The organism is Terriglobales bacterium (assembly GCA_035487355.1).
Lineage (GTDB): Bacteria > Acidobacteriota > Terriglobia > Terriglobales > Acidobacteriaceae > QIAW01.
The window spans coordinates 11,152-23,697 of the sequence record DATHMF010000009.1; the positions used below are offsets into that span (position 1 = coordinate 11,152).

Genomic DNA, 12,546 nt, shown 5'->3' on the forward strand with positions numbered 1-12,546 from the left:
GGCTGCGCCCCGGCAGCACACCGTAACCTTCGGCTATACTAAAATTTGAGCCGATTGAGCAGTTAGAAATTGGATTACTAAAAAACTCGACGACATCGTGGGCATCGCGTAGAACCCGACTGGCCACACGTTTAATTCAATCGAAAACAACGATGCGCTTCGAGCCGGCTGCAACCGGTTGATCATAACTGATGACAACTTCGCAAGAATATCCCGGAGCCCTACTCCTTTGTTTTTGCCCGGCTCATCATCCAAAACTTTGCGAGCGATATCCGAACCCCATCTTGCAGACGTGTGCCCGAGATAGCAATCTCGTGGGATGACCCAAAAAAACGCGGTCTAGCAGCCAAGCATGGAGGGCGAGTTCCAGCCAACGGCTGGACCTACGACCACTACCGCAATGAATACGATGCCCTTTGGAATGAAGGCTGGTGCCTCAAGTTCCTGCAGCCATACGTGGCGCCTGAAGATTCTGCAAGCATATTGAAGGGCCGGTATCTCCATTGAGCGGAGATCCCTGCTGAAGCATTCAGTACCGAACCAAGTCAGAGGTATCCAGGGGGTAAAACCATGAACTGTTTTCAGGTACCAGCCTGTTAGGTTAACTTTTCAAATTGTTAGATTAACCCTATGAAACTTGACTCAACTGGGTCCTAGACGGAGAATATCGAGGCCCTAACAGACAGCTAGACAATTTAAGACGACACTGGCGGAAGTGTGTGCTTTTGTGAGTTTGGCACTGCTTAAACTTTCAAGGATGCATCGGGGCGGAAATGCTCTTCCAGGGGGTCGGGTAAGCGCAGAGAAAGACCATGAAGACCGTGAAAACGTCGGCAGAGGTAAATTCCTAGGAGAACCCATGTTACAGCGAATGACTCTTACCCTTCAGCAAATTCCCGCGGGCAAGGCAATAAAACAAGCTGGCCAATTGGCGGCACTTCCATTCATTCTCGTTGTCCTGCTGGGACTCCTGGGCCTTCCAGCGCTTGGGCAGGTTAGTGTCCTGACCCAAAACGCCGATACCGAGCGCGATGCAGTCTACAGCAATGAGATACAGCTTACGCCGACCTCCACCATCCACAAGCTCTTTACTACGACGACGCTCGACGACCCCGTGATGGGACAGGCGCTGATTCTCGGCGGAGTGAACGTGTCTGGCTTTCCAACCAACATCCTTTTGGTTGCCACCTCGCCGAACCATAACGCGGGCGGAACAAGCGCCTATGCATTCGACGCGGACACAGGAAGGCAACTCTGGCGATTGGGTCTGGGAACCAACGCCCCTTTCAATACGGCGACGCCCGTGTTGGACCCCAATTTGGGCCCGCATGGGGCGCTCTTCGTGGTGACCAAGGATAGCGCCACCAATACGAACAGCTTGCATGCGATTGATGTTATTGCCGGAGCCGAACTCCCCGGAAGCCCAATCACCATCTCGGCCACGTCCAACGGAGTCGGCTTCAATTCGGGCCAGGAGAATGCCCGCGCGGCGCTCTTGGACATAAACGGCACCATTTATGTAGCGTTCTGCCACATGACGGACTCAGGCACCTATCACGGCTGGCTGATCGGCTACAAATACACGAACGGCTCTGGCTTCAGCCAGAACGGCGTATGGTGCGACACCTGCGCCAACGCCGGAAACCAGGGCGGGCTTTGGGGGGGCGGCGACGGCACCGCCTATGATGGGACGAACATCTTTGTCGAAACCGGCAACGGCTCGATTGGTAACGGGGACTGGTCGATGAGCATCGTGCAGATAAGCCCATCCGCGCTTGGCACCGTGACCTCCTCCTTCCTGCCGCCAAATGCGCAAACCCATAGCAACAGTGACCAGGATCTGAACGGCGGTGGCATGGTGATCATGCCGGGGACCGGAGGCAAGATCTTCCAGGGACCGAGCAAGTATGGCTCCCTGTATCTGGTGGATTCAGCGCATCTTGGCAACGCCGCCATCAACACCTACAGCACGAATTCGACCATTGGCCATTCCCCGATCGCTTGGAATTCCGGTTCCGCGCAGTATGCCTACATTTGGGCTAGCGGAAGTGCCCTCCAGCAGTTCTGCTATGCCGGAGGAAACACCGGCAGCGGGCCGTGCAAGCAATCCTCGTTTACCGGCGGCGGCACGCTGGCCATCTCCTCGACGCCTACCGGCGGGAGCGCCATTCTGTGGGCTTTTGGAGGCAGCGAGCTGCACGCCATGAATCCGGCGGATGTTTCCGCTCCCGATTATTGGAACAGCAATATGTCCTCCGGTGATGCCACGGGAGCGGGCGGGGCATTTCAATACCTTGCCATCGCGAACGGCAAGGTTTATGTGCCGGCCGGCAACACGATCATCGCCTATGGCTCGGTAAACACTTGCACTACGGTGCCGACGGCGCCGAGCGGTCTGGCGGCGTCAGCTGTTTCAAGCAATCAGGTGAACCTGAGCTGGACGGCCAGCACTACGACCTGCACGGGAGGCGTTGTTTACAACATCTTCCGCAGCACGACCAGCGGCTTCACGCCTTCCAGCAGCAACCAGATTTCCAGCGGAGTAAACGGAACCACTTTCAGCGACACCACGGCTCAGCCCAGCACAACATACTTTTACGTTGTCGAAGGAGTCAATTCCGCTGGAAGCTCTCCAGCATCCAACCAGGCCTCTGCGACAACTCCTTCAGGCTGCATGCCGCCGACGGCGCCGAGTGGGCTTGCTGCCACGGCGACTTCAAGTAACGCGATTAGTTTAAGTTGGGGGGCGGTCACGACGACGTGTACGGGTGGGGTGACGTACGACGTGTTCCGCAGCACGACCAGCGGCTTCACGCCTTCCACCAGCAATCAGGTCGCCAGCGGGGTGACGACGGCCTCCTTCGTCGACTCGGGACTGACGGCTTCAACTACGTATTTCTACTTGGTTGAAGCAGTCGACACCGGCGGCACCTCGGCCGCGTCGAACCAGGCTTCCGCGACAACTCTGCCGCCGGGGAATGTGTGTCCGCGATTTGCGCCGGGGAGCGTGGTGAATCCGCCAGTCGATCTATTCAGCTCGGGCGGGACGCTGACGGTGAACTTGGCGTACAACACGGATACAGATGCGGCCGGGCGAACGGTCTACTGCTTCACCACGTCCACTGGGGCGGAGTCGCCGACGCTGCATGTGAATCCAGGCGATCATTTGACGATCAATTTGACCAACGCATTGCCGCCGGCCACCGGCGGGATGACGGTGAACAGTCCCTGCGGGCCGTCGTCGCTGATGAACGCCTCGTCGGTGAATATTCACTACCACGGGACGAACATGTCCCCGGCGTGCCATCAGGATGAAGTGATCCACACGCTGGTGAATTCGGGACAGAGCTTCACCTACAACGTAACGTTTCCAACCGACGAGCCGCCCGGACTCTACTGGTATCACCCGCACGTGCACATGAATTCGGAAACGGGAGTGCTGGGCGGAGCCACGGGCGCGATCGTGGTCGAGGGGATTCAGAACTTAGTGCCAGCGGTGGCCGGGTTGCCCACGCGCATTCTCGTGGTGCGCGACAACACGCTGGCGGGGACGGGCGGAGCGGGATCGCCCTCGAAGGACCTGTCACTCAACTACGTGGCCATTGATTCGCCGTCGGAGACGCCGGCGATCATCCAGATGAAAGCGGGCGAGCAGCAGTTCTGGCGCGTGCTGAACGCGTCGGCGGATACGCCCATGGACTTGCAGCTCGTGTATGACGGCGTGGTGCAGCCGCTGACGGTAGTGGCGCTGGACGGCGTGCCCACCGGCTCGCAGGACGGAGGCGGGCAGGGCACAGCCATCACCAAGCAGGACATTTTGCTTTCGCCAGCCGGCCGCGCCGAGTTCATCATGACCGGACCAACGGCCTCGGTCAGCAGCGCTTCGCTGATCACACTGGCCGTGGATACAGGAGCGTCCGGAGCCAGCGTTCCGCAGCGCACGCTGGCCAACATTCAGCTCAGCGCTACGGCGCTGGCGCCGGTGCACTCGGCGGCAGTCGGCAAGGCGGGACCGCAGCGCTTCGCGGGATTGGCAGCGGCGACGCCGAACACCACGCGCTCGCTGTACTTCTCCGAGTCGAGTCCGGACTTCTTCATCACCGTCAACGGGGCCACGCCCGCGGTCTTCAATCCCAACAATCCGCCGGCGATCGTGACCACGCAAGGATCGGTCGAAGACTGGACGGTGGAGAACCGCACCACCGAGGTGCACGACTTCCACATTCACCAGATTCACTTCCTGCTGTTGCAGCGCGACGGCGTGGCCGTCTCCACCGATGACATGCAGTATCTGGACACGGTGCACATTCCGGCGTGGACGGGAACAGGGCCGTATCCGAACGTGACCGTGCGCATGGACTTCCGCGGGCTGGACATCGGGGACTTCGTCTACCACTGCCACATTCTGTCCCATGAGGACAGTGGGATGATGGCCATCATCCGGGTGATTCCGCCGGTGCAAATCAACGCGGGCGGCCCGGCGGTGGCTCCGTTCGTGGCCGACGCGGACTTCTCCGGCGGCGCGACCATCAACCACGCCAACACGATTGACCTGAGCGGGGTGACCAATCCGGCGCCCATGGCCGTGTATCAGACGGCTCGGGTCACGGCGGCGGTCGGCGCGGGCACGACGTTCAGCTACACGATTCCGGGCTTCGTTCCCGGATCAAGCCAGCTCGTGCGCCTGCACTTTGCCGAAACATTCCACACCACGGTTGGCTCACGCGTCTTCAACATAAGCATCAACGGCACGCAAGTGCAGGCCAACTTCGACATCTTCGCGGCGGCCGGCAACGCGGCCAACAAAGCGGTGATCAAGGAGTTCACGGCCAACGCCGATGCCAACGGCAATTACGTGATCCTGTTCACCACGGTCACCGACAAGGCGCTGGTGAGCGGCATCGAAGTGATGGCGGGCGAAACCAGCACTACATGCACGCCCCCGAGCACGCCCACGAATCTGGCGGCCACGGCCGTTTCCAGCAGCCAGATCAATCTGACCTGGACGGCGAGCAGCTCGTCCTGCACGCCGACCTACAACGTGTACCGCAGCACCACGCCCAGCTTCACGCCGTCGTCGGCCAATCTGGTGGCCAGCGGGTTGACCACCACGGCGTTCTCCGATACTGGGTTGAGCGCTTCGACCACTTACTACTACCTGGTGGTGGCGGTGACCTCCGGCGGCATGTCGGCGGCGTCGAACCAGGCCAATGCCACCACGCAGCCGGCTGCATGCGGCGGTGCGCCCACTACGCCTACTGGGCTGAGCGCCACGGCCATCTCGACCAGCGCGATCAACCTGGGCTGGACGGCGAGCACGGCTCCGTCGAACTGCACCATCACCTACAACGTGTACCGCAGTACGACAGCGGGCTTCACGCCTTCGAGTGCCAACCAGGTGGCCAGCGGCTTGACCACTACGGCGTATTCGGACACGGCGCTGACCTGCAGTACCCCCTACTACTACCTGGTGGTGGCGGCAGACGCATTCGGTTCCTCGGCGGCGTCGAACCAGGCCACGGCCACAACCCAGGCCTGTGCTTGCAGTGCTGCGCCGACCACGCCTACTGGGCTGAGCGCGACGGCGGCATCGAGCAGCGCGATCAACCTGGGCTGGACGGCGAGCACGGCTCCGTCTGGCTGCACGATCACCTACAGTGTTACGCGCAACGGGGCGGCGGCCGCGAGCGGCCTCACCGGCACGATGTTCGGTGATACTGGGCTGGCCTGCAACACGGCCTACACGTACACGGTGACGGCGGCAGACGCATTCGGTTCCTCGGCAGCGTCGAGTCCGGCCAGCGCGACAACGTCGCCCTGCGCGGGCGTGCAGATCAACGCGGGCGGGCCGGCGGTGGCGCCGTTCTCCGCCGACGTGGATTTCACCGGAGGCGCGACGATCAATCACGCCAACGCCATCAACTTGAATGGCCAGCCCAACCCGGCGCCCGCGGCGGTATACCAGACGGCGCGTGTGACGGCGACGCCCGGCGCGGGCACGACGTTCAGCTACACGATTCCCGGCTTTACCGCGGGATCGAGCCACACCGTGCGGCTGCACTTCTGCGAAACGTTCTGGACAGCGGTCGGTCAGCGCGTGTTTAACGTGAGCCTCAACGGGACGCAGGTACTCCCCAACTTCGATGTCTTCAAGACGGCGGGTGGGCAGAACCGCGCACTCATCCAGTCGTTCATGTCCAACGCCAACTCGAACGGCCAATACGTGATCGTATTCACCAGCGTCACCGACAAGGCCCTCATCAGCGGCATTGAGGTCCAGTAACCGCCGCTGCAACGCTCAGCGGGCGCGATTTTTCATCGTGCCCGCCGAGCGCATTCCAACTCCATCCACCACGGAGGGCGCTCGTTCGGCGACAAAGCCACTTCTGAGTATGTAACTCTACTCCTTGATGCCAAGCAGTTCTCTGAACGATCGACATTTTGCACTTTATCGTTTGCTAGAACCCTGCGAATCCGGAATTGTGAAGCGTCCCGCAACTGCACCCTGCCTTCAACCTCCCCGCGGTATAAATGGGAACATGGTGTGGCTTTTCTGGAAAGAAAGAGACGAGTAACATCTGGCGTCGTGCGGCCCAAGCCCATTCGCGCGGCGAAACGGTAACCCTCTTCGAGATGTCCTCCGTTTTTACGTAACAATAATGTAACGATAAGGTGTTCTTGCTGGGTCTTAGACGTACTTACTGAGCCACCTGCGCCCACTAAGTTTGTTGTAAAGCCCGTTACGGTATCGCCCTTTCACGGCGATACCTCAGACTAAGAATGAGTCAAGGCCCAGGAAAATCTGGGTCCAATAAGATATACGAAAGATTACATTAACGTACTTCAACAGGGCTAGTGAGTACCATCAGAAAGCGTTTCTATCACGGCAGTGGGCCTAACGTGCCCACGCGACGGCTTTGTCTTATCTATCCTTAATATATATCCCTATAAGATGGTCTTCTCTGAAGGTAAGGCCCAAAACCCTTGCTGCCACCGCACTTAGTGAGTACAGGAAGAGGGCACGGCCGTCATCGTGCTTTCAACGAATCTGAAAACTCAGAAGTCAGCCTCAGATCGCTCGCCAGAGATAGGGAATTGTGTCCTTTTTGTGTCCTTCGCAGTCATACTCCATTCGATTTTCCCAACTTTTTCAACGCTTGCTGGAATCCGTCCATGCGGGCATTTAGTTGTCAAGTTAGTGTTAGAACTGCACTTAGTATCTGGGCAACCAATCGGGAAACCTGACTCTTAATCAGTAGGTTGAAGGTTCGATTCCTTCCCCGCTCACCATTTATCTAATATCAAAGGCAGCCAAAACAAGGCTGCTACACCCTGGCTTTTGATTCGCGCGGGACGGCGCTCATCAAAAGCTCATCAGTTTCTTGCTCAGGGTTTCGCCTGGCGGCTCAAACACAAAATTGAAACACGGACCGGCAGTATTCGGTCACGGCACACCGTAGGCATAGTTGGAATTCGGGCGATCAAAGCATCCAGCTTTAACGAACCGCCGCGGCTTTCAACGACAGACTTTGCAGGCTTTGCAGATAAGGCGTTATTGATATGCTTCGAGTCTTGCTAACAGGCGTTTTGAAAGATTTAGGATTCAGGATGGCAGCAGCATGAACAATGAATTCATTTACTGCACCCAGCAATGTCTCGGCTTCTTTTACGGTATAGACCTGCTTAGGTGTCATTGCAGCATCGCCCCAGGCTGTCTTCACGCTCTCAAGCAGAGAGACCATTTCGGTATAGACTTCTTTCTTCTTTTTTAAGGCAGAGGTGCTCTCCGGCATTCGACTGACAGCTCCATTGAACTGGCTCAATATCTGCTGCCAGTTCTTGTTTTGCATTTTCTGGGTCTTCAGTTTGGGACCCATTTTCTGCAGTCCGAAATCCATGATCCGCATGAGATGGAAGACACAGGCGGTTCCCCGGCCCACGGCCAGGCAATTCCCCGCTTCCACGATGTCATTGGCAATTTCTGGATATATTTCAGCCACGAGCGGAGAAAAGCGCGGATTCTTTCCGTAGTAGTGAGGTCTTTCCATGCGCAGAAAAACATGATCTGAGAGTTCTTCCGCCAGACGGCTTTGCAGTTCGATGATGGACTGACTGTAGGTACGAACGTTATGGGAAGAGCGCAGCTCTTTCATGACTCTGCGAACATGTTCTCCGGTATCATGCAGGCCTAACTGATCACAGTATTGTTCTATTTCCTGGTAAGAAGGAAGCACCAAGTTAATGGCTTCAAGAGGAATCATATCTTCGGCTTCTCCGCAGCCGCCTCCATACTCGACCAGGGTGCGAATGTAATCTATCCCACGGACAAGCCGCACGAATTTGTCACCATAAAATCTCAAGATTGTTAACAGACTCGAAGGCTTATAGCGCCAATGATGGGGCGGGTCCGCAACTTCGCTTGGTTGATAGCGGTCTGGTTTGATCATCATGCGCATATTGACTTCCCTCAGAAATTGCTCAGCCAGCGTTGCTCAGCTTTTCGTGTGCTTATTAATTCGAGTGCCTATTAGTTTTGTAGCCAGGCTCAGTCGTATATCGCTTCTGCTGGCAGAGTGCAACTTCTTTCCTCACAAATGAGTGCGTTTTTCAATGCAAAACAAATTGAACCCAAACTAGATGGCATAAGCAGTCTTGAATGAGTCGGTTAGAGGTTTGGTGTGGAATTTCAAGCACGGCAGCGAGATCGCTATCCTGTTTTATTGGACGAAACGTCAAAAGCTTCGTTATTCATTGCCAGTAGCTTGTGGAACGGTCTGTATTGTGAGCGTGCCATTAGCAAGACCGGGCGCCGAAGCATTGATAACAATCGGGCCGGAGGAACCGCTTGCCCTGAGAATGGCAAAGCACCGCCCCTGGAAGGCGTGACGTTCAGTAGCCTGGAACGGCTCGTGACTGGCATTATCTCCGCTGTCTACGGCCACAATTGTTCCCGGGCCGGAGGTTTTGAAGCTGATCAGATTACCGGCATCGGGCACCAGGACTCCGTTTTCATCTACGATTGTGGCTGTAATGTAAGAAACATCATCCCAAGAAGCGACAATTTTCTCGCGATCGGTAGTGAGCAAAAGTTTTGCTGGTTTGCCAGCAGTCTGGAGTTCGTGAGTAGCGGCGATTTTGCCGCGGTTTGTTCCCACCGCTTTAAGTGTTCCTGGTGCAAATGGGACAGTCCAGGTACGTGGTGTGTCATCGGAAGGACGCGGTTGCGAGCCCAGGGATTTCCCATTTAGGAAAAGCTCGACTTTGTCACAGTTGCTGTATACCTCAACGTCTTCTTCATGGTCGCGCCCAGTATTGGTTTGCGGCGTCCAATCAGGGAACAATACTTGTACACGCCGTTGCATCCAAGCTTCGTTGCCAGCATCTGCCGGTGCAACCTTGATTGGATGCACACGCCGGGTGATGTACACCGTCGGTTTTTCGCTCCACCAACTTTGTCTCTGGAAGGCAAGCGGGCGTGGCGTACCGGTGCGGTCCAGCAATCCGGCTCCGGCAGCGACGGTAGGCCATACATGCGCCTCACCCAGGTAATCAACACCGGTCCAGAGGAACTGGCCGGCATATGGAGGATTGTCACGCAACGCCAGCCAGGCTTTGTAATCGTGGCCATTTTCAGTGCCCAGAATTGTACGGCTCGGCTTGGCCTGATGAGCGGCGAGAATTTCGTTCTCACGATAGTTCTGGCCGACAACATCGAGCAGGTCAGCCAAGCCATTATCGTAGTCATGACTTACGTTGGGCCGAAAGAGCGCTTGCGTAACTGGCCGCGTAGGATCGAACTTATGGCACACTGCGACCAGTGAACTGAGCGTCTGTTTGGCAGATTCGGCATTTGTGGTATCACGAATTTCATTGCCCACACTGTAAATCACGATGCTGGGATGATTGCGGTCTCTCTGCACGGTGTCGCCGGCATCGCGAAGGGACCAGTCTTGAAAGTAGAGATGGTAGTCGTAAGGATTCTTAGCGACAGTCCAGGCGTCGAACATTTCATCCATCACCAGGAATCCCATGCGGTCGGCCAAGTCAAGAAATTCAGGTGCTGGCGGATTGTGCGCGGCGCGAATCGCATTCACACCCAGTTGTTTCAATAATTCCAGCCGGCGCTCCCAGGCACGCAAAGGTACTGCCGCGCCCAGCGCGCTGGCATCGTGGTGCAGGCAAACGCCTTTGATTTTCAGGTTGCGTCCGTTGAGCCAGAAGCCGGTTGCGGCATCGAAGTGAAAATCACGAATACCAAACGTGACGTCTTCGTCGTCAAAAGTGACATCTCCGGAACGCAGACGAACGATTGCGCGATAGAGATGCGGGTGCTCGATATCCCAAAGCGATGGAGCACGCACGGTGATCTCCTGCTGAAAGTCGGCGGGTTTGCCCGGCGCAATGGTTTGCGATTTACTTTTAACGGTTTGCACCGGCCTCTGATCAGGACCGAGTAAAGTGATTTCGAGTGTTACGTTCTGTGGCGTGTCCGATTGATTGACAACACTACTCTGCACGCGTACCGTCGCTTGGCCGGCAGTAACATTGGGCGTGGTGATGAATGTTCCGTAATGTTCGAAATGGACTTGGTTGGTTACCACCATGCGAACGTGGCGGTAAATGCCCGCGCCGCTGTACCAGCGAGAGGCGGGTTGGCCTGAGTTATCGGCCCGCACAGCGATCAGGTTGCTTTGGGTGCCACCGAAATTAAGGTGCCCGGTAAGTTCATAGCGAAAGCTGACGTATCCATAGGGCCGCTTACCGAGATGGAAGCCGTTGATCCAGACGTCGCTGTTCGCCATGACACCATCGAAATCAATAAACACGCGGCGATCAGAGTAATCTGATGGCAGGGCGAAATGCTTGCGATACCAGCCGATGCCAGCGGGCAGGAAACCACCAGCGGCGCCAGCAGGGTTGGCACCGTCGAAGGGGCCTTCAATGCTCCAGTCATGGGGAACATTCAGAGTGTGCCATGCGGCATCATCAAATTGATTTGTTTCCGCGTCTGCAGAATCACCCTTGCTGAAACGCCAATCGCTGTCGAACGAGTTGCTGACACGCACTCGCTCTGAATGCTGGGCCGACGGAACAGCACTCGCCGAAACCACAGCGAGTGAAACTGCAATCCAGATCTGAAATACTGCACAAATGGCGAGTTGTGTATGAAGGTGCCGCTTCATTGTTTGTCCCCAAGAGCATCTCGATTGATAACGGGTTCCCCCTGCTTAACTGTCAGCTTTAACCCGGAGATGTCGAGTTTTTCGGCGTGTTCAATCACCAGACCTTTTTCTGCTGACACATTGCAATTCTTGAACTTGATGTTTTGAATCGGGCTATCTTTCAAACCGCGGATCACGCCTGCAGACTTAGCTGTGCCAGTAACGTTGATGAGGGTTATGTTGCGGAATACAGGCAAGGGCTTCGCCGGTGGAGCGATGGGTGGGACCATTCGCCACTCCATGTTGAATTCAAACGCCTGGCGCACATCACGCATCTGAATGTTGCGGAAGACAATGTTTTCCACGATGCCGCCACGATTAGGCTGGGTTTTAAAGCGGACGACGGCCCAGTTGTCCGCTTCGGCGATGGAATCACGTACTTCAACGTTGCGTATGCCACCGGAAGTTTCGCTTCCCATGGCGACCCCGCCGTGTCCGTAGGCGAAGCGGCATTTCTCGATCACGATATCTTCGCTAGGCCGGTTGACCCGCAGCCCGTCGGCATCTTTGCCCGACTTGATGGAAATATCGTCATCGTTGACGTCAATGTCGCAGCGGCGGATGCGAACGTGACGGCTGGAATCCACGTCAATGCCATCTGAGCTGGGGATATTGTGCGCAGCACGAATGTTGAGGTCTTCCACAACTACATCCTCGCTGTAGAGGACGTGCAGGCACCAGATCGCCTGGTTTAGCAAGTGCAGCCCCTTGATGCGCACTCGGCGGCTTTCCTGAAAGCAAATCAGTCGTGGGCGCCTTCTGCTTGGATCTTCCGGTGACACCGGGCCCTGATGTGGCTGGACAAGTTGCAGCCATTGGTCTCCCGAGCCATCGATCGTCCCTTCGCCGGAAAGTTCGACGCCGGTCAGATTGGTGGCGTTGACCAGGGCCGCCGGCCATTCACGCTCGACTCCTTCCCAGCGAGTGTTGACCAGCGGATAGTCGTTCAGGTCCGTGGAACCTTTCAGCACACCGTCTTTTTCAATAAAAAGATCAGCACCTTGTTTGAGGAATATCGCTCCGCTCAGGAATGTGCCCACTGGTATTATCACGACTCCGCCACCTGCGGCCGCGCAGCGATCAATTGCAGTTTGGATCGCGTTGGTGTTGAGTGTGCGACCATCGCCAACTGCGCCAAAGTCGGTGATGACATAAGCTTTCTTGTGGTTCGTGGCAGCGGCTGTAGCAGTGAACCCTGCCGTTAGTAGCAAAACTAAAAAAGCGGTCATCACGGTTTTCTTCATTGTCGCTCACAAATTGGCGTGTTATTTCTCAACACCGGGTACCTTCGCAATTTTGTCCCGCGTATGTTATCTGCGCAGAC

4 protein-coding genes are annotated in these 12,546 nt (G+C 56.6%); 1 reads left to right on the top strand and 3 read right to left on the bottom strand.

What is annotated here, in order from left to right; genetic code table 11:
* Positions 1 to 859: 859 nt before the first annotated feature.
* The gene (locus tag VK738_01930; GenBank protein HTD21381.1) at positions 860 to 6,283 is read left to right on the top strand and encodes a malectin domain-containing carbohydrate-binding protein; all 5,424 of its coding nucleotides are present in this window, start codon (positions 860 to 862) and stop codon (positions 6,281 to 6,283) included.
* 1,213 nt (positions 6,284 to 7,496) lie between these two features.
* Here the strand turns inward: VK738_01930 and VK738_01935 are convergent.
* From VK738_01935 to VK738_01945, 3 genes are all read right to left on the bottom strand, one after another.
* Positions 7,497 to 8,450 carry a hypothetical protein gene (locus VK738_01935; protein HTD21382.1) on the bottom strand — a complete coding sequence of 318 codons (954 nt, stop codon included), beginning with the start codon at positions 8,448 to 8,450 and terminating at the stop codon, positions 7,497 to 7,499.
* Positions 8,451 to 8,744: 294 nt separating this feature from the next.
* Positions 8,745 to 11,183 (bottom strand): glycoside hydrolase family 2 TIM barrel-domain containing protein, encoded by a 2,439-nt coding sequence (locus VK738_01940; GenBank protein ID HTD21383.1) that lies wholly within the window; start codon positions 11,181 to 11,183, stop codon positions 8,745 to 8,747.
* Entirely contained in the window at positions 11,180 to 12,466 is a 1,287-nt protein-coding gene (locus VK738_01945) for a glycoside hydrolase family 28 protein (GenBank protein HTD21384.1), read from the bottom strand. Before VK738_01945 ends, VK738_01940 begins: the two co-directional genes overlap by 4 nt.
* Positions 12,467 to 12,546: the final 80 nt, after the last annotated feature.